Origin of the sequence: Bacteroides sp. (assembly GCF_028690125.1) — a bacterium.
GTDB lineage: Bacteria > Bacteroidota > Bacteroidia > Bacteroidales > Bacteroidaceae > Bacteroides.
In genome coordinates, this window is record NZ_JAQVBV010000024.1 from 29,438 (window position 1) to 48,110 (window position 18,673).

17 protein-coding genes and 1 tRNA gene are annotated in these 18,673 nt (G+C 38.4%); 15 read left to right on the plus strand and 3 right to left on the minus strand.

What is annotated here, in order from left to right; all coding sequences use genetic code 11:
- Position 1: 1 nt before the first annotated feature.
- The gene (locus tag PHO71_RS15430; protein WP_300205016.1) at positions 2 to 1,363 is read right to left on the minus strand and encodes a DUF5690 family protein; all 1,362 of its coding nucleotides are present in this window, start codon (positions 1,361 to 1,363) and stop codon (positions 2 to 4) included.
- A 234-nt stretch (positions 1,364 to 1,597) separates the two neighbouring features.
- Positions 1,598 to 1,685, minus strand: a tRNA-Ser gene (locus tag PHO71_RS15435).
- A gap of 235 nt (positions 1,686 to 1,920) precedes the next feature.
- Here PHO71_RS15435 and PHO71_RS15440 point away from each other — a divergent pair.
- From PHO71_RS15440 to PHO71_RS15465, 6 genes are all read left to right on the plus strand, one after another.
- A complete protein-coding gene (locus PHO71_RS15440) occupies positions 1,921 to 3,882 on the plus strand; it encodes a family 20 glycosylhydrolase (protein WP_300205018.1) in 1,962 nt (653 codons plus the stop codon).
- 669 nt (positions 3,883 to 4,551) lie between these two features.
- The gene (locus PHO71_RS15445; RefSeq protein WP_300205020.1) at positions 4,552 to 5,433 is read left to right on the plus strand and encodes a fimbrillin family protein; all 882 of its coding nucleotides are present in this window, start codon (positions 4,552 to 4,554) and stop codon (positions 5,431 to 5,433) included.
- Between the two features lie 27 nt (positions 5,434 to 5,460).
- On the plus strand, positions 5,461 to 6,294 hold the full coding sequence (locus PHO71_RS15450) for a fimbrillin family protein (protein WP_300205021.1): 834 nt from the start codon (positions 5,461 to 5,463) through the stop codon (positions 6,292 to 6,294).
- 774 nt (positions 6,295 to 7,068) lie between these two features.
- Entirely contained in the window at positions 7,069 to 8,562 is a 1,494-nt protein-coding gene (locus PHO71_RS15455; protein WP_300205023.1) for a Fic family protein, read from the plus strand.
- A gap of 77 nt (positions 8,563 to 8,639) precedes the next feature.
- Positions 8,640 to 9,227 (plus strand): phosphoglycerate mutase family protein, encoded by a 588-nt coding sequence (locus PHO71_RS15460; protein ID WP_300205025.1) that lies wholly within the window; start codon positions 8,640 to 8,642, stop codon positions 9,225 to 9,227.
- A 1-nt stretch (position 9,228) separates the two neighbouring features.
- Positions 9,229 to 10,551: an MATE family efflux transporter gene (locus tag PHO71_RS15465; RefSeq protein ID WP_300205027.1), complete on the plus strand. Its 1,323-nt coding sequence runs from the start codon at positions 9,229 to 9,231 to the stop codon at positions 10,549 to 10,551.
- Here PHO71_RS15465 and PHO71_RS15470 read toward each other — a convergent pair whose 3' ends face one another.
- On the minus strand, positions 10,552 to 11,322 hold the full coding sequence (locus PHO71_RS15470) for a LuxR C-terminal-related transcriptional regulator (protein WP_300205029.1): 771 nt from the start codon (positions 11,320 to 11,322) through the stop codon (positions 10,552 to 10,554).
- A gap of 158 nt (positions 11,323 to 11,480) precedes the next feature.
- Here PHO71_RS15470 and PHO71_RS15475 point away from each other — a divergent pair, with 158 nt between their 5' ends.
- The 9 genes from PHO71_RS15475 (at position 11,481) to PHO71_RS15515 (ending at position 18,634) form a co-directional block, all read left to right on the plus strand.
- Positions 11,481 to 12,026, plus strand: coding sequence for a TetR/AcrR family transcriptional regulator (locus tag PHO71_RS15475; protein WP_300205030.1), 546 nt, complete (start codon positions 11,481 to 11,483; stop codon positions 12,024 to 12,026).
- The gene (gene ubiE / locus PHO71_RS15480) at positions 12,023 to 12,748 is read left to right on the plus strand and encodes a bifunctional demethylmenaquinone methyltransferase/2-methoxy-6-polyprenyl-1,4-benzoquinol methylase UbiE (protein WP_300205032.1); all 726 of its coding nucleotides are present in this window, start codon (positions 12,023 to 12,025) and stop codon (positions 12,746 to 12,748) included. Before PHO71_RS15475 ends, ubiE begins: the two co-directional genes overlap by 4 nt.
- Before the next feature lie 5 nt (positions 12,749 to 12,753).
- Positions 12,754 to 13,242, plus strand: coding sequence for a DUF2867 domain-containing protein (locus tag PHO71_RS15485; RefSeq protein WP_300205034.1), 489 nt, complete (start codon positions 12,754 to 12,756; stop codon positions 13,240 to 13,242).
- A gap of 34 nt (positions 13,243 to 13,276) precedes the next feature.
- Positions 13,277 to 14,119, plus strand: coding sequence for a GyrI-like domain-containing protein (locus tag PHO71_RS15490; RefSeq protein ID WP_300205035.1), 843 nt, complete (start codon positions 13,277 to 13,279; stop codon positions 14,117 to 14,119).
- A gap of 7 nt (positions 14,120 to 14,126) precedes the next feature.
- Positions 14,127 to 14,894: an N-acetyltransferase gene (locus PHO71_RS15495; RefSeq protein WP_300205037.1), complete on the plus strand. Its 768-nt coding sequence runs from the start codon at positions 14,127 to 14,129 to the stop codon at positions 14,892 to 14,894.
- Positions 14,895 to 14,906: 12 nt separating this feature from the next.
- Entirely contained in the window at positions 14,907 to 15,755 is an 849-nt protein-coding gene (locus PHO71_RS15500; RefSeq protein WP_300205039.1) for an RteC domain-containing protein, read from the plus strand.
- Positions 15,756 to 15,969: 214 nt separating this feature from the next.
- Complete coding sequence (locus PHO71_RS15505) at positions 15,970 to 16,329, plus strand: helix-turn-helix domain-containing protein (protein ID WP_300205041.1); 360 nt, start codon at positions 15,970 to 15,972, stop codon at positions 16,327 to 16,329.
- On the plus strand, positions 16,292 to 18,331 hold the full coding sequence (locus tag PHO71_RS15510) for an AAA family ATPase (protein WP_300205043.1): 2,040 nt from the start codon (positions 16,292 to 16,294) through the stop codon (positions 18,329 to 18,331). The genes PHO71_RS15505 and PHO71_RS15510 overlap by 38 nt, the downstream gene beginning before the upstream one ends.
- 15 nt (positions 18,332 to 18,346) lie before the next feature.
- On the plus strand, positions 18,347 to 18,634 hold the full coding sequence (locus PHO71_RS15515; protein WP_300205108.1) for a helix-turn-helix domain-containing protein: 288 nt from the start codon (positions 18,347 to 18,349) through the stop codon (positions 18,632 to 18,634).
- The last annotated feature ends 39 nt before the right edge of the window (positions 18,635 to 18,673 follow it).

The window sequence follows — 18,673 nt, forward strand, 5'->3', positions numbered from 1 at the left end:
ATTAGATTTGTACTAAAGTTTGTTCCATACCATTTCTCTCTGCGCTTATCACTGTTTCGGTAACTGCTCCTTTTTGTATTAGCTTTTCTCTCCTGTTACGCTGTATCAGATAAACCATAGCACAAGTGAAAGCAACACTGGATATAAGTCCCACATAACCGGATAAAAGATTGTAAAACTCCAACCAATTAATGTCCGCATGAGCAAACTCTTTAAACATCAACACAAGTACCGTGCCTGTATAACCGATAAAATCAATTGTCACAATAAAGAAACCGACATTACCTTTAATTTTAAAACAGGCTATAAAACGATCGAAAAAGATACTTTGAAAACAAAGATAAGCAATATATAAACTCAAGCTTTGAACAAACAGCCAAGTAATAGAATCCAATTGCAAAAAGTCATAATTGAAAGAGACAAAACTCATTGTTGCTGTTCCGGCTACCACCATCCCAAGTAATATGACCAGCACTTTCATATTACTCTTTACAAATACCATTGCACCAAATAAGGCAAGAATAATCAACGTCACTACGGTATCAACCTGCGCAAACATCCATGAAGAATGATTACTCATATCTATCATCTTCACAAGAAAGTCTTCTTTGATGTCTCTAAGTACTACTAACATGAGATTTGCAACAAATAATAATATTAGAAATGGCATGAAATTAATAAATAGTTCTTTCCGTTGTTTGCCGTTCAAAGTAACACGATTGCTTTTTTGAGCAATATCTTGTGCAGTAGGTTGTGGCAGACGCGTCAGACTGTATCCTAACAATGCTAATAAAGGAAGTGCCAAAGCTCCGATCAGTGCCGGCATCCAGAATTCGCTAACGTGTAATGTGTTCATGAAGAATAATCCCACTGACTTGGCTGTTCCCGAACTGATCACTATACTAATACCTAACAGACTAGCTAATATATCCGTCATACGGCGTCCCTCAATGAAACTGAATATAACTCCCCACATACATCCCAATGACAATCCATTGAAAAACATAGCAAACATATTATAAGGAGTAGGAAGTAATCCGAAAGCCACCAATGACAACTCTGCAATAATAATAGAGACTAATATGAATTTCAAACGGTTTTCCTGTTTTAATTCGGAAATCAGCTTAATTCCTACAAATTTAGCTATTAGATAACCTAAGATCTGGATAATCGTAGCCAAGACTTTATAATCGAAACCGAACGCTTCAATACCATCAAAGGCAGCAGCCGTGAAAGGTTTGCGAAGTGCATAGACGAGAGAATAAGAAAGAAGTGCGGCTCCTCCTGCCCATAAGATAAAAAGTAAATCTGAGATTTTTCTATTTGAACTTAGTTCTGATTTTGCCTCGGTAATCGTTTTCATACTTTTTGTTTTTGATTTCGAAGGCAAAAGTAGAGTGGAAATGTGGCAAGCAGAATGAATTCTAAAGATTCATTTTATTCATTATCAAGTAGAAATGGACGTAATATTAATGTAACGTTCATGTAACAGAATTTTCTTATAAATGGAATCCCAAAGAGGAGGTGTCAAAGTAAAAGCAGGCTAACATAATGAAATATTTAGGCACAGATTACATCTCAAAACTTCATAAATCAGCGGAGAGAGGGGGATTCGAACCCCCGATACACTTTTGGCGTATACACGCTTTCCAGGCGTGCCTCTTCAACCACTCGAGCATCTCTCCTTGTTTCGGGGCGCAAAAGTAAAAGAAGTTTCTGAAATTAACAAATATTTAATGCGAATTATTTTACATGAATAATCTCACACACTTTATACTTAATATCAGAATTTCATATAAGAGCTACAAAATCAAGGAAAAAGAACAATATTATTAAGGGAAATTGCAATAAAACTTATTTTAGTTTACTTTTGTAAATCAATAGCTTTATAACTCAATTACTCACTTTTAAATCTGAAATATGAAAACTACCACTCGAGCTCTTTTTATCCTCATCACTGTTCTATGCATTAGCTCAGGAATTAAGGCTACTATAAATCCCAAACCTTTTGTTATCCCCGAAGTTAAAGAATGGAAAGGAGATGTCGGTAACTTTATTCCCACCGAAAAAAGTAAAATTGTATGTGTAGACAAAAATCCTGAATTACTACGAATAGCAAAGATGTTTGCAGAGGATTATAAAATAATGTTTAATATCAAACCGGAAGTAATACAAGGAAAAGGAACAGCGGGAGATTTTATTCTCTCTATCCAGTCTGATAAGAAACTGGGCAAAGAAGGATATGCCATTAAAGTTACTGATCGGATACAACTATCAGCTCCCGAAAGCACTGGTGTTTACTGGGGAACACGTACACTATTGCAGATTGCCGAGCAAACTGATGATCAAAGCTTTCCAAAAGGTGAAATGCGTGATCTTCCGGATTATGCTATCCGTGGTTTCATGATTGATTGTGGACGTAAGTTCATTCCTCTTACTCTCCTTCAAGATTATGTCAAGATAATGGCTTACTATAAAATGAATACATTACAAATACATCTCAATGATAATGGCTTTAAGCAATACTTCGAAAATGACTGGAACAAAACATATGCCGCATTCCGCCTTGAATCGGATACCTATCCAGGATTGACTGCACGCGATGGATTTTATACCAAACGTGAATTTATTGATTTACAAAAACAAGCAGAAAATTGTTTCATAGAAATCATTCCCGAAATAGATGCCCCGGCGCATACGTTGGCTTTTACTCACTATAAACCGGAGATAGGAAGTGAAGAATATGGCATGGACCATCTGGATTTATTCAAACCTGAAACATACGAATTTATGGACGGATTGTTCAAAGAGTACTTGGAAGGTAATAAACCGGTATTTCGAGGCAAACGTGTACATATAGGTACAGATGAATATTCGAATAAAAACAAAGACGTAGTAGAAAAATTCCGTGAATTTACAGATCGCTATATCCGCTTTGTGGAAGGTTACGGAAAACAAGCCTGTGTATGGGGGGCATTGACACACGCCAAAGGAGATACTCCGGTGAAATCTGAAAATGTAATCATGAGTGCCTGGTACAATGGTTATGCTGACCCTGTGGAAATGATTAAGCAGGGATATAAACTAATCAGCATTCCGGATGGTCTGGTTTATATGGTCCCGGCCGCCGGTTACTATCATGATTATCTGAACACTCAATCTTTATATCAGAACTGGACTCCTGCCCATATAGGAAAGACTGAATTCAAGGAAAAAGACCCAGCTATATTAGGAGGAATGTTTGCTTTATGGAATGACCATGTTGGAAATGGTATTTCAACTAAAGATATTCATCATCGTGTTTATCCGGCACTACAAACCCTCGCTGTAAAAATGTGGACCGGCAAAAACCCAACATTATCTTATGAGGAGTTTGATAAACAACGCAATCTGATAAGTGAAGCACCGGGAACAAACCAATTGGGGCGTATCATCCGACAAACAGGAATAGCTTATGAACAAGCTTCGGTTATGCCAAACAGCCGGACCCCACATCGAGAAATAGGTTACAATTATCTGGTAACTTTTGATATTACCGGAGCCGATGAAACAAAAGGTACGGAACTATTCCGTTCACCAAATGCAGTATTCTATCTTTCTGATCCAATAAAGGGTATGTTAGGATTTGCACGTGACGGTTATTTAAACACTTTTAATTATCGCATTTTACCGGGAGAACATACCACTGTTGGTATTGATGGTGACAATCGAAGTACACGATTATACATTGGAGGAAAGTTAGTGGAAGAAATGAATATACAGAAAAGATTTTTTAATGGAGGAAAAGATTCTATGAGTTATGTTCGTACGTTAGTATTTCCATTGGAACAAGCAGGTAATTTTAAAAGTAATATTACTAATCTGAAAGTTTTTAGCAAATAAAATAGAGAGGTATTTTATTTGCTAAAATAAAGAAAACATTCCAAAACACATTCAGAATATGAGCTAAGAAGTCTATTCTGAGAAACAGATTATATAGCCTACTTTAAAAACAGGTTTTCGAAAGTTTGCTTTATTTATATTACTTTTGATAAAATCCATAGGACTAAGGTGTTGTAAGATTCCTTCAACAATTTTATTGAGGCACAGATTTCGCCGGAAACACGGATTTAGTCAATCTAACAACCATGAAATTTAGTAAAATCAGTGCCTAAATAATATTATAAGAATATAAGGTTTTACTTTTAACATATTTATTTTGCCAATCGTTTTAGAAGAAAAAGATAAATTTGAATCCGTACTACCCTTTCAAAGCATATTCTCTCTGTGTATACCATATTTGCTAGCAGAACTTTTCAATAATTTGAGAGTCCTTTTTCTTTTTTCGGGATACAGCAATAAAACAATTAGCTGGAATAACCAAATATTTAGTATTTTTTCCTAATAAAATATCTATTTTAGTCAGATCGTCATCTATCAACAAAGCTTTTTATGCATCACACAGTATATGTCACAAACATTTGGTAACAATTATTGTTATATCGGCAAACGGAAAATGAGTCTCTAGAACCCGTTGATAATTTAAGAAAAATCTACTTAAAACCTTGATATATGAAAAAGTTTATGTATTTAGCAATTTTAGCCGCCCTCATATCAGGGTGTCTTTCCGATGACGAAAATGAATGTGGTTCTTCTACCAATGATCCTCTTGTAGAAATCAAATTAAGTGCTGGTGTATTTGATATTAAAACAAGGGCTCCCGTCAATACCGGAGAATCTATTACGGCGAAATTTGTAGCTACCGGAACAACCAGCGATTACAGTACAAATTTATGGAATGCAACAGGAAGTTTTACCGCCTCTGATCCATCTGCTTCGGCAGCATTCTCTTTCTTACCACCACAATATTATCCAACCAACGGTAGTACAGTTTATATTAAAGGATATTATCCGGTCGGAACTCTATCTGGAAATACAGCTAGCTTCACAGAAACTGATGGTTCAAATGATGTCATGATTACAGCAGAAGCCAGTGGCAGTAAATCAACTAGTGGAGCTTTAGCATTCACTTTTACCCATTTACTTACACAGTTACAATTCACTTTCAAAGCTGGTTCAGGATTTCCAACAACTGGAAAAACAGTAACGAGTATAATTATAAAAAATCAGCAGACTCCTGCTTCACTCAACCTTAACGACGGCACTGTTACTTACAATCCAGTCAGCGAATTGAACATTACAGGTTCATTTGCCATCAGTGCCGATCCTGGTACAACAGCTACTATCTATCCAATGGTAAAAAGCGGAACCACAAGTGTAGTTTTAGACATTGTTGCTGATGGAGTAACTTATACTAATGTCACAGTTCCCTTAACGACTGTAAAAGGAAACGCACACAACATCACGCTTACCTTCACTCCTAAAGAGATCACAGCTACTGCTATTGTTACAGCATGGGTTACAGGAGGTACTGGTTCAGCTACTATACAATAATTCTAGCCTACAGTATGTATTTTGATAATGAATTTATTCGTCAAACATTTGGCAGGTACAATATTACTACTAACAAGTTGCAGTAACTATACGGAAGAGGAGCTCCTCGTCAATGTGGAGCTCCCTGTTCCTGTACAGCTCACAGTTGCCGAAGTAAATCCCCATACACGTGCTGTTGTCAATAATATAGGTGATATCAGTGTAAGTTCTCTTGGGATTTACGAAGTAGCGGAAGGAAAAACTCCCGGAACATTCCCTTGGTCTGTTTCTCCCCTTCTTAACAATACGCCCCCAAGCAGTATAAGCGGAAATCAATTATCTTTCTCACCAAGGTTATATTATCCAATGGGAGGACAAAAAATTATCTTTTACGGTTACTATCCCCGTACTACAGCTACAAGTGGAGCAAATTATGTCACCCCACCAAGTAGTGGAAACGCTCCTACCTTTAATTTCACCCTTACCGGACAGGAAGACATTATGTATGCCGTCAGTACTCCTAGTGGAAGTACTACTCCAGGAGCTGCTGTATCGCTAACTTTCAATCATAAATTAACGCAAATCCAACTAAACACTTCTATCCTTGGTTCACTACTTACCAGTGTCAAAATAACAAATGTGAAAAATACAGGTTCAATGAATTTGGAAACAGGGGCCATTACCTATGGTAATAGTGTTACTGACATTTCATTTACCAAAGCAAGTTTAACAGCTACTAATCCATTAATGGTACCTGCAGATGTATCTAGCTATATATTGGAAGCATCCATATTAGGATTACTTGCCCCACGAAAGTATTTGATAAAACCTACTTCTGGTAATTTTTTGGCTGGAACAATTTACACAATATCAATTAACTAAAACAAGAAAAAACTTAAGGAATATATCAAAAAGCCACAATAAATAAAGGATTCTTTTCATTATTATCACTTCATCTTAAATAATAAAAAGACACCCCTATTTTACATCTAAGTTTCAAAACCAATCATAACACCTTAAATATAAGGTTTTTGCACAAAAGATAAATTTGAACTTTCTGTAGTTATTTCGAAAAAAATCGTTACCCTTTTTATCTGATAGGGAATAGGTTATGATTTGGTTACTGAACTCTGTCCGAAAGGGTCTATTTTGTGTCTTTTACCCCCGACAGGAAACAACAAAAAAAAGTCCTACAATACGTTGATATTGTAGGACTTGTCCTATTTTTGACCCTATTTGTCTTAGGGTTTCAGCGGAGAGGGAGGATTATGAACCTGCTCTCGTATGTCTCACACTTTCTGTGCTTTATATCTTTTCTCATGTCTTAGGGGGTACAACTTAGGTTAAGCCTAACCATAGCGTTTTGTCGTCCGTTGTCGGACTGATGTCTGCCTAAAACTCAGGTTCAAAGATACAACAAGTTTTTGAACCTACCAAATCTTTGATTCATAATGTATAAGCATTGGTGCAAGGTGCAAACTATATCTATATATAGATTTGCACCTTGCACACAATCATCAAATATCAATAACTACAAATGGCTTGCACAATAGAAATATTAGCATTACATTTGTATAATAATCGTGTAACATAAATCGTTAATAGTATTGTTTTCTATTCACGAAATAATAGTGTTACACCTAAACATATAAGGTTATGGCAACAATAGCAGAATTATTAGCTTCCTCTTTGAATGTGCTTAAACAAGTGCAGCAGAATGGCGATTTTACAATAGTCAAAAGCGGCGACATATCGCCAACGCATATAAAAAGGCTTGTAAATAATAACTTTCTCAGACAAATCATAAAGGGGTGGTATGTGATTACCGACCCAAGAGCGATGCCGGGAGATAGTACGGCATGGTATGCTTCGTTTTGGAGTTTTATTGCCCGATATGCAAAGGAACGCTACGGGAATGACTGGTGTCTGTCTGCCGAACAATCGCTGGCAATATATACAGGCTCTACAATTGTTCCCAATCAGGTTCTTATAAGAACCCCCAAAGGCAATAACTATGTAGTGGAGTTAATACCTCCGACTTCTATTTTCAATTTAGGGGCGGAACTTCCCTCAAAGATTGACACCAATAACCCATATAAACTTAATCTCTACACGATCCACGAAGCTATTATTGTGGCAACACCTACCATGTACAGAAATGATGCGCTAACCATGCGAACTGCCCTTGCAATGGTTCGTGATGGTTCTGAGATTCTGAAAATACTGGTAGATACGGGGCAGACTGTTCGGGCAGGAAGAGTAATTGGGGCATTCCGCAATATCGGAAGAGCTGATATAGCCGATGAAATTGCGGGAACAATGAAACGTATTGGATATGTATTTCAAGAAGAAGACCCATTTACAGAGGTTGTTAAAGTCGGTTTGTCGCCATCTCCTTATGCCACACGTCTGCGTTTGATGTGGAAAAATATGAGAGAAGATGTAATTGCCAATTTTACCCGCTCAAAAAGTAGCTTTTCTTCCAATGAGTTTTTGGAACGAATGGAAGCTCAATACAAATTAGATGCTTATCACTCTCTGTCTATTGAGGGGTATCGGGTAACAGACGAATTGATAAACAAGGTTCGGAGTGGAGCATGGAAACCGGACGGAGACGATGCCGATTCAAAAAACGCACTTGCAGCACGTGGTTACTGGCAAGCATTCCAAGCCGTAAAAAAGAGTGTTTCGGATATTCTCGGTGGCGGTAATAGTGCCAATATTGCCGAACGTGATTTATCCGTATGGCACAGCGAGATGTTCATGCCATGCGTTGCGGCTGGTATCATCAAGCCGTCGGATATAGTAGGTTATCGCTCCCATCAGGTATATATCCGGAACTCAATGCACACACCACTAAATTCTGATGCGCTCCGTGATGCAATGACAACGTTGTTTGAACTACTGAAAGAAGAACCGGAAGCAAGCGTAAGAGCAGTATTAGGACACTTTGTCTTTACTTATATTCACCCATATATGGATGGTAACGGTCGTGTAGGCAGATTTCTGATGAATACAATGTTGGCATCAGGCGGGTATGACTGGGTGATTATTCCGGTAGAAAGACGGGATGAATATATGGTAGCTCTCGAAAAAGCAAGTGTTGCAGGAGATATAGTACCTTTTGTGAAATTCTTATCGAGTATTTAATTAGAACGTATAGCTATAAATAGCTATTTCAGACTTGGTGTATACTTCTTAATTTTGCACGCTAAAAATAATTGAAGATGAAACAAATAGAGAAAATTGCAGCAAAGAACCAGCAAAAGGCGTGGGAGATTATCAAAGACACCAATGTGATAGGTATTTGGCAAGATGCAGGAGCGACTATTAATCTTGTCGGTTCGCTAAAAACGGGTTTGCTTGTCAAGCATCGGGATATTGATTTTCATATTTATACTGAAAAATTGAGTGTTACCGACAGCTTTTCGGCAATGATGAAGCTGGCACAAAACCCACGCATAAAGCGTATTGAATACGGGAACCTATTAGATACAGACGAAAAGTGTATCGAGTGGCACGCTTGGTATGAGGACGATTGCAAGGAGCTTTGGCAGTTGGATATGATTCATATTCTGAAAGGCTCTACTTATGATGGCTATTTTGAAAAAGTTGCCGGGCGAATCTCGGAGGTGCTAACCGATGAAACCCGGCAAGCAATCCTACGCTTGAAATACGAAACTCCCGACACTGAAAAGATTATGGGTGTTATCTATTATCGAGCAGTATTATCAGGAGGGGTTCGCACCTATGCCGAATTAACGGAGTGGATAAAAAACAATCCAACAGACGGAGTACTTGAATGGATGCCCTGATATGGACACATCCTATAAAAGTATTGTCCGCATAACGTTTCCGGTATTACTAAGTCTATTGGTCGAACAGATTATCGGAATTACTGATACTGCATTTCTCGGTCATGTCGGTGAAACAGAGTTAGGAGCTTCGGCAATAGCCGGAGTTTGTTATCTTATCCTGTTTGTAATTGGTTCGGGGTTTGGAGTAGGATTACAGGTGCTTATTGCCCGGCTTAACGGAGAGAGGAAGAATGAGGAGGTAATAGCCATATTTTCAACAGGCTTTTATTTCTTGATTCTATTAGCAGTCGTCATTATTTTGGTGGCTCAGGTTGCCATCCCTCCAATATTACATCAAATAATCAAATCGGAAGATGTCTTTTCTGCTGCACTTCTGTATCTCAACTGGCGTGTTTTCGGATTATTATTTGCTTTTATCATTGTTGCATTCAGAGCCTACTGTATTGGGATAACCAAAACCAAAATACTCTCTGTTTGCTCATTGGTGATGGTTGTGGTGAATATTGTATGCAATTATGCTTTGGTATTTGGGAAATTCGGGTTTCCTGCATTGGGTATTGAGGGGGCTGGTATCGGTTCGTGTATTGCAGAGTTCTCGGCTGCACTTTTATTCGTTTTTTATCATCGACTAACAACAAAAGGTTGTTGGCTCAAACTCGTCAATAATATCAACCAACAATGGCTTGATTTGAAGCGGATTCTAAATCTGTCCGTTTGGACAATGCTACAATCTTTCTTGTCGTTTGCTTCGTGGTTAATCTTCTTTGTAGTTATAGAACATATCGGAGAAACAGCACTGGCGACTTCGAATATCGTAAGAAGTATATCAGCCGTACCGTTTATCCTTGTGCAGGCATTTGCATCGACCGGAAGTGCATTGGTGAGCAATCTGATTGGTGAAGGTGAGCAAAGTATGGTTTTAGCTTTGTGTCGAAGAATTATAAAGGTCTGTTATTGTTTTTGCATCCCGTTGGTATTGCTCGGATTTATCTATCCCGACCTTTTCATAAGGTTATATACCGATAACCCTGTGTTGATTCAACAGTCATTAGAACCGTTGTATGTAATGTTGTCGTCATTTCTGTTTGCTGTTCCTGCATTCGTTTTTTACTGTGTTATATCGGGAACGGGCAACACGTCAATGGCATTAAAAATCGGATTGTTGGCTCTTGCAATTTATGTTCTTTACATAAAAGTATTGGATTACCTTGTTCCCAATGTGTCATTACTATGGACTTCGGAGCATATCTATGCTTTGGCAATACTAATATTATCGGGGATTTATTTGGTGCGTGGAAAATGGAAGCAGAAACAAATATAATCAGACAATTAGCCCTGTTTTACGTCCCGCATTAATAGCCTCGATAGAGTTTTGAACCCCTAACTTTCTCAGAAGATTTTGCCTGTGAATGTTTACCGTGTGAATACTGACCCCCAATTTACAGGCAATTTCTTTGCTCAACAACCCTTGCTTTATCAGTTGTAGAATTTCTATCTCTCGACTGGTGAGTTCCGGTTTAGTTTCAGCAAAGCTATGTGGAGAAAACATCTCTCCTGTTTTTAGATTCAGTACCGTACATTGCACTCCATCTAACGGTCGTTGGTCGGAAGCAATGTCCATTACTCCCAATATAAGCCATGCTTTACCACTGTCGGAAGTTTCTAACACTTGCTGTTTGCTTGTTACATTGATGTATTGTCCTTTAGCATTTAGAACTCGATAACTAAAAATATTTTTATAGTTATTTCTATCTTCTATCGGTTGGCTATAAATGAATTGAGATAAACTAATCTGAAGAGATTTTATGTTGAATAAATCTTCGGGGTGAATACGAGATTCAAGATAGTTATCATCGTACTCTTCAATCATCTCTATTTTTCGATTATCATAACCCAGTAAATCGACAAAGTTTGATGAAGCATAGGTATATCGACACTTACAAACATCCACAACGAAAGTGCAGCTATGGTTCATTTTTCCCATTTGCTGCAACATGGCTTTGTCTCTATTCCACACAGAATAGTCAATCTCCTGTTCATGTAGAGCTTGTTTCGCCCACATATCTTCTCTCGTTATATCCAATGCTTCCATATTCAATGTAGCTATATATAGCTATTTCGGGTTCTACTTCTATCAACTACCTTTGTACAAAGGTAATACATTAAAGCCAAATTGTTTATGAATAGTATTGATTATTCGGATAAAGTATCTATCTTTGCATACCGTACTATATGGTATGGTTTTAGAATATGAAAAAAGTAGATAAAGAACAATGGTTTATAGTCGGTCTTGATGTTTTGGCGAAAGATGGATTTGCAAGAATCACGATAGATAACCTATGCGGATTATTGCAAATCACTAAAGGTGCTTTTTACCACCATTTCAAAAATATTGATGGCTATATTGATGCTTTGATGAAATATTGGTTAAACCAAAATACGATTCAAGTAATTGAAGAAGCGGATAAACTGCCATCTGCAAAAGAACGAATAGAATTTATTGGTAATGCCGTAATTCAAAGATTGCATAAAAGTGAACAAGTGATACGTGCTTGGGGATTTTCCAGTCCAATCGTAAAAAAGTATGTTCAGCAAGTAGATGATTTACGGATTGAATATTCGACCAAACAAAGAGTGTTATTAGGTCTGTCGGAAGAGGAAGCCAAAAATATCACTGTTTTGGAATATGCGATTTTTGTCGGGGGACAACAATTGTTCCCTGATATGGACAAAAAAGAGTTGGAGCAGCTTTATCTATTCTATTGTCAAAAACTTCAATCGAGTGAGTTGAAATGAAACCATATAACAAAAATGAATCAAAAGGGATTCAGGTTCATAGGATGTTTAATAACATCGCCCCCTACTACGACAAGATATGCCACATTCTATCATTCAATATAGATAGACTTTGGCGAAAACGATTAGTAAAACTCGTTGCCGGAATAAAGCCAGTCAATATCGTTGATATAGCAACAGGAACGGGTGATGTTGCCATAAGTATGGCGAGAAATATTTCAACCGCTCAGATTGTTGGAATTGACTTATCGGAAGAGATGCTGAAAGTTGCACAGCAAAAAATTGAGCATTCGGGTATCAAGTCCAACATAAAGTTCTTATGTGAAGATGCTGAAAATCTATCGCTTGCCAGTAATTCTTTTGATGTAGTAACAATTTCATTCGGTATAAGAAATTTTGAAAATATAGATAAAGGTTTGTCGGAATGTTACCGGATTTTGAGAGAGGGCGGAAGTTTGTTTGTAATGGAATTTTCGACACCTAAGCATAAAGTATTCAATGTGCTATATCGTTTCTACTCAAAATCTATTTTACCTGTAATTGGTCGAATAATCTCAAAAGACAATAAGGCATATACATATCTACCTGAATCAATCGTAGAATTTTATCAGGAAGATGAATTTACTAAACTATTGCAAAATAGCGGTTTTGATAGCTGTTCCGCCATATCGTTGTCAAATGGAATCGCTCACATTTACATAGGTGTTAAACCTAAAATATAGATATTATGGACACGACTAAAATATATAAGGGTAGCTTAATTGATAATTACCTCCCTGCTGACTACTTAGATTCATTCTCTAAGGACGTTGTAACACAAGAGAACATTACGCCTGATGCTTTCTTTGATATGGCATTTAATCGTTTTCCTATTTGGATAGATTGGCTATTGAAATTGAGAAACAAAATTGTCAAACCTTTAGGATTAGATACCACAAGTCGTTTTTCCGATTCTGTATGTGAAAGAAGTGCAAATGAAATAATTTGGGGAATGCCTGATAAACATCTGAATTTTCACGTTTCAATGTGGTGTGGTAAGTATCGGGATGGTAAACAGGAGCTTCGGATTACCACTGTTGTAAAATATAACAATTGGTTTGGACGATTGTATTTCTTCGTTATCAGGCTGTTTCATGGGATAATTATAAAATCTATTTTGAAAAGCATAGCAAAAAGGAACGTAAACTTGGCGAGATTGGACAATCACAGTTCATAGCAAAGCGAGTAATTTTGCTGAAAATAATAGCATTATGCGAAATAGCACTGAAAACATATACCACCAAAAGGTGAATCAGGTCATTGATTATATCAGTGCCAATCTACATTTGCCGTTGCAGTTGGATGTTATTGCCGATAAGATAAACGTATCTCAAAGGCAATTACTCCGTATTATGCGTTCCGCCCTAAATGAATCATTATATGCTTATGTGGCAAGGCAACGTATTGAACGGGCTGTGTTATGTATGCAAACAGAAGATATTAGCCTGACTAAATTGGCTGAAATGGTTGGATATGATAATCCGCAATCTCTCTCAAAGGCATTTAAGAAACAATTTGGAATATCTCCTAAAGCATACAGAGATGAACTACAATCCCGATTAGAGGGCTATGTGCAAAGCAGTGGAAACAGAAGTCGTCTTCAATCCGAAATATGCTATTTTGAAGGATTGGAATTAGTCTACATTCGTATATTTGGCAAGTATGGTGAAGCAGAACCTTACGAAACAGCATGGAATAAGCTTATGAGGTTTCTCAAAGATAATCACGCATTAACACCTGAAACTCGTTTTATCGGATTGAGTTTCGACGACCCCAATGTAACCAATCACAGACAATGTAGATTTTATGCTTGTGCATCGGTGCAAAAAAAGATTATTCCAACTGGAGAGTTTGGAACGATTCAGTTGAAGCAAGGCAAGTATGCCGTTTATACTTTAATGGGGAGTTGTTCAGGGTTACAAGAGCTGTATAATAATATCAGTGTAAATTTTGAATATACAACTCGGCACGGGATGGCTTTTGAGGAGTATATCAATTATTCAAAAGAGAATAGCGAAAAAGATATGACAAAAATTTATATACCAATTAAATAGTGCTTTTATGGAGACAAAATACATTACACTCACAAAAGAGAATATAGATAAAGAGCATATTTGCTGTGCATTTTCAGACAAAAAATGCTCGGAAGGCTATGAGATGAAAAAAGCGTGGCTGAAAAAAGAGTTTGACAATGGCTATGTGTTCAGGCGATTAGATGCACGAGCAAAGGTTTTTATAGAGTATGTTCCTGCTGAAAAGGCATGGATTCCGGTTGATGCACCGAATTATTTGATGATTAATTGCTTTTGGGTATCAGGGCAATATAAGGGAAACGGACACGCTAAAGCGTTACTTCAATCTGCTATTGAGGATGCAAAAGCACAAGGCAAAAACGGATTGGTTACGGTTGTCGGGACGAAGAAATTTCACTTTATGAGTGATAGTAAATGGTTATTAAATCAAGGATTTGAAAGCATAGAAAACTTGCCAAATGGGTTTTCATTATTGGTATTGAAATTCGATAAAAATGCTCCTAATCCCTCTTTTAAGGAGAGTGTGAAAACTGGTGAGTGCGAGCAGAAAGAGGGTTTGGTAGCTTACTATACCAATCGCTGCCCATTTACCGACTATTATGTGAACGGCTCTTTATGGGTGTTGGCACAAGAAAATAATATTCCACTAAAAGTGATAAAGTTGGAGACAATGGAACAGGCACAAGCCGCACCTACTCCAGCCACTATATTTTCAGCTTTCTATAATGGGAAATTCCTAACAACAGATATGAGTATATGCACAGAGTCAAAGTTTAAGAAATTATTTAGCAAGTAAAAAAGTAATCTTATGAGAGAATACATCGACAACATATTACAGGAAATAGAATCGGAGATTGACAACTTCGATTTCTACGATTGCGATATTATCGAAAATTCTCTTGCAATGATTACCCGGTTAGAAAATATACTCACGGAATTACGGGTGCAGATAGCCGATTATACATTTGCTTCCAAAGAAGAAGAGATATTATTTTTCAAGACACAAAAACCGGAGCTATTGGGACGATTGTTGTTTTTTGATAAAGTCTATCAGATAGAATCTAAATTTCCCAATGGTAGTGATGATGTGGTAACAGCTTACTTGAATGAGAAATTGGATAATCTGACCTATTTCTTCAATCGCAATTTGGATTTCTACCAGTATTACCGCTCGAAATCCACCCTGTATGATGAACACTATTTCATTCGGGGACGGGCGGATGTCCGGCTTCATTCGGACAGTTCCCGATACGATAGAGACCCTAACTTTTCAACAGGATTTGATTACAAAGTAGCGAAAATCCTTGCAAATGAAATGCTGCGTATATTTCTGAATAAACGATTGCAGAACATCGGTAAGGAGAAATATTTGGAAGCATCAAGGGTGAAGTATCTAAAACGCCCAATCAATTTTACAGGAAAGAAAGTTGCACTTATTGAAATTGGTTATTCTCTTGCTGCCGCTGGAGATATTAATCATGGCAATATCGAAATCAAAGAGTTGATGGACTATCTCGGTGCGGTGTTTAATGTGGATTTAGGCGACTATTACGCAGCCTATATAGCCATGAAAGGGCGAAAGAAAGACCGGACAGCACATCTGAAACGTCTTATCGAAGCTCTGACTAAAAAGATGGACGAGGACGATTCTATATAACAGCAAGTTACATATCTAAAAATACTATGTTAGTGATAACATGGTATTTTTTGTTTTAGAGGTGGTTTGTCGAATGGCAAGCCACTTTTTTGTGCCGTTTGGGGTCAGAATCTCGAAAATATGGGTCAGAAAAATAACTACTATGATAGTATGAACCGTACATTTTTATTTTTTCAAACTCTCGAAATTTGCAGCAAAACAATTAGTTAGCAATATGGAGATAATAACATTTGAATCGAAAACGTATCAAGAACTGGATGCGAAAATCACCGCCATTGCCAATTACATCTTCAACCATCAGGAAGCGGAAAATACCAATGAGGATGATATTTGGGTGGATAGTTACGAGGTATGCACATTCTTAAAAATCAGCGACCGCACGCTGCAACGGCTTCGAGCCGCCGGAACTATCAATTATTCCAATATCGGCGGACGTTACTTCTACAAAATAGGAGAAATCAAACGAATACTCGAAGAGCGGCTGATTAAAAGAGACAAAGAGTGTATAGATAACCTGATAACAAACCACAAGCTGTATGTTAAGGAAAGAAGAAATATTAGACAGGACAAATAACGGGCTGGCGGTGTTCAAGCACTACATACCGGGCAACTGGCGCACAGGACGTAATTTCTTCAATCCGCTGTATGAGGATAACAAGGCTTCCTGCAATATCTACTTTGACCGCCATAATGGAATCTACAAGATGAAAGATTTTGGGAATGACAGTTATAGCGGTGATTGTTTTTTCTTTGTGGGAATACTGAGAGGTATTGACTGCAATAACCCGTCCGGTTTTATCGAGATACTGGAGACCATCGACCGGGATTTGTGTTTGGGACTGGCAACGGGGAATCCGATACCTGCTACCCGTTCTCAACAGATAGTTGTCGAAGCTAAAACCGAACAACCCGAAAAAGAGACCAAACCTTATCAATTCAGGGAACAACGGTTTACCGCTGCTGAATTGGAATACTGGCAACAGTATGGCATTACACCTACAACATTGGAGCAATACAGGGTGGTATCACTCCGGGATTTTAGTAGTGAAACGGCAGAGGGAACACCGTTTTCTTATACCTCTTCGGCGACTGAACCGATGTTTGGCTACAAAAGCAAACGGTATATCAAACTGTATCGTCCGTTTTCAAAAACCCGTTTCTTGTATGGCGGCTGCTTCGGGGATAGCTATTGTTTCGGGCTGGAGCAACTACCCAGCAAGGGTGATACGCTTTTTATCACGGGTGGCGAAAAAGATGTAATGGCACTGGCAGCACATGGATTCCATGCTATTTGCTTTAATAGCGAAACGGTAACCATACCGCCGACACTGGTTTACAAATTGACGTTCCGGTTCAAGCATATTATTCTGCTGTATGATACCGATAAGACAGGGAAAGAGAGTGCCACCAAGCATGAAAAGCTATTGGCTGAATTTGGAGTGAAGCGGTTATTGCTGCCACTTGCCGGGACAAAAGAGGAAAAGGATATTTCCGATTATTTCCGGCTGGGAAACAGCCGGGCGGATTTACAAAAACTGTTCATTGATTTTTTAGATAACCTATATAGCGATACATTGATTATGCTTAAATCGTGCGAAATAGATTTCAACAATCCCCCGGCAAAAGCGCAGGTGATAATCTCCGCCGGGGATGTTCCGCTGGGAACGCAAGGAAACCTGTTCGGTATTACAGGTGGTGAGGGAACGGGTAAAAGTAATTACGTTGCCGCAATAGTAGCAGGTTGTATCTGCTCCCCTGATGTGGATGTTGATACGCTCGGTATTGAGGTTGCCACAAATAATAAACAGAAAGCGGTGCTGCTCTATGACACCGAACAGTCCGAAGTACAACTGTTCAAGAACGCAACAAAGTTGCTCACCCGTGCCAAACAGCCGGACAAACCGGAAGAGTTCAAAGCCTTTTGCCTGACAGGTATGTCCCGCAAAGAACGCCTGAATGCCATTGTGCAGAGTATGGATAAATTCTACTATCAGTATGGTGGAATCCAGTTGGTGGTTATTGATGGTATCGCCGACCTTGTGAAGAGTGCCAATGATGAAGTTGAGAGCGTGGCGGTGATTGATGAACTTTACCGACTGGCGGGTATCTACAACACCTGCATTCTGTGTGTACTTCACTTTGTCCCTAATGGATTGAAGTTGCGTGGACACTTGGGTAGCGAACTGCAACGTAAGGCAGCTACCATCTTGTCCATCGAAAAGGACGATGAACCCGCCGTGTCGGTTGTCAAAGCCCTAAAAGTGCGGGACGGCAGTCCGCTGGATGTGCCGCTGATGCTCTTTGCGTGGGACAAAGCCGCTGGGATGCACACCTACAAGGGTGAGAAACCCCGTGAAGAAAAGGAGAAGCGCAAAGAAAAGGAGCTGGTTAATGTGGCTCGTGAGCTATTCGGCAAACAAACATTCCTTACCTACATTGACCTGTGCGAACAGTTGCAGCAAATTTTAGATGTTAAGGAACGGACAGCCAAAAGCTATATCCGGTTCATGCGGGAAAAGGATATTATTGTCAAAGACCCGTCCAACCAAAGTTATTACATGATTGGTTTAATTTAATTGGAGGGCAAAATGATGAATATAGATAGAGAAAATTTTGAAGCGTGGATGGAACGCATAATGGATAGATTCGATATGCAAGATAAAAGAATCGACCGGATGATTACCCAACAAACTTGCTTCAATGGAGAAAAGTTACTGGACAATCAGGATTTAATGATATACCTGAAAGTAACAGATAAAACCCTACAACGGTATCGCAAGAAAGGAATACTCCCCTACCTGATGCTGGACGGACGATGTTACTATCGAGAAAGTGATGTACATAAACTTATCCGGGAACGAGCCGAAAGAGGTCTTTAATATTAGTAATACGTGTTTTGTGAATCCTGTTTTGTCGTG

Coding starts and splice junctions, on each gene's coding strand:
- PHO71_RS15430 (WP_300205016.1), bottom strand. CDS start 1,363: ATGAAAACGATTACCGAGGCAAAATCAGAACTAAGTTCAAATAGAAAA.
- PHO71_RS15440 (WP_300205018.1), top strand. CDS start 1,921: ATGAAAACTACCACTCGAGCTCTTTTTATCCTCATCACTGTTCTATGC.
- PHO71_RS15445 (WP_300205020.1), top strand. CDS start 4,552: ATGAAAAAGTTTATGTATTTAGCAATTTTAGCCGCCCTCATATCAGGG.
- PHO71_RS15450 (WP_300205021.1), top strand. CDS start 5,461: ATGAATTTATTCGTCAAACATTTGGCAGGTACAATATTACTACTAACA.
- PHO71_RS15455 (WP_300205023.1), top strand. CDS start 7,069: ATGGCAACAATAGCAGAATTATTAGCTTCCTCTTTGAATGTGCTTAAA.
- PHO71_RS15460 (WP_300205025.1), top strand. CDS start 8,640: ATGAAACAAATAGAGAAAATTGCAGCAAAGAACCAGCAAAAGGCGTGG.
- PHO71_RS15465 (WP_300205027.1), top strand. CDS start 9,229: ATGGACACATCCTATAAAAGTATTGTCCGCATAACGTTTCCGGTATTA.
- PHO71_RS15470 (WP_300205029.1), bottom strand. CDS start 11,322: ATGGAAGCATTGGATATAACGAGAGAAGATATGTGGGCGAAACAAGCT.
- PHO71_RS15475 (WP_300205030.1), top strand. CDS start 11,481: ATGAAAAAAGTAGATAAAGAACAATGGTTTATAGTCGGTCTTGATGTT.
- ubiE (WP_300205032.1), top strand. CDS start 12,023: ATGAAACCATATAACAAAAATGAATCAAAAGGGATTCAGGTTCATAGG.
- PHO71_RS15485 (WP_300205034.1), top strand. CDS start 12,754: ATGGACACGACTAAAATATATAAGGGTAGCTTAATTGATAATTACCTC.
- PHO71_RS15490 (WP_300205035.1), top strand. CDS start 13,277: ATGCGAAATAGCACTGAAAACATATACCACCAAAAGGTGAATCAGGTC.
- PHO71_RS15495 (WP_300205037.1), top strand. CDS start 14,127: ATGGAGACAAAATACATTACACTCACAAAAGAGAATATAGATAAAGAG.
- PHO71_RS15500 (WP_300205039.1), top strand. CDS start 14,907: ATGAGAGAATACATCGACAACATATTACAGGAAATAGAATCGGAGATT.
- PHO71_RS15505 (WP_300205041.1), top strand. CDS start 15,970: ATGGAGATAATAACATTTGAATCGAAAACGTATCAAGAACTGGATGCG.
- PHO71_RS15510 (WP_300205043.1), top strand. CDS start 16,292: ATGTTAAGGAAAGAAGAAATATTAGACAGGACAAATAACGGGCTGGCG.
- PHO71_RS15515 (WP_300205108.1), top strand. CDS start 18,347: ATGAATATAGATAGAGAAAATTTTGAAGCGTGGATGGAACGCATAATG.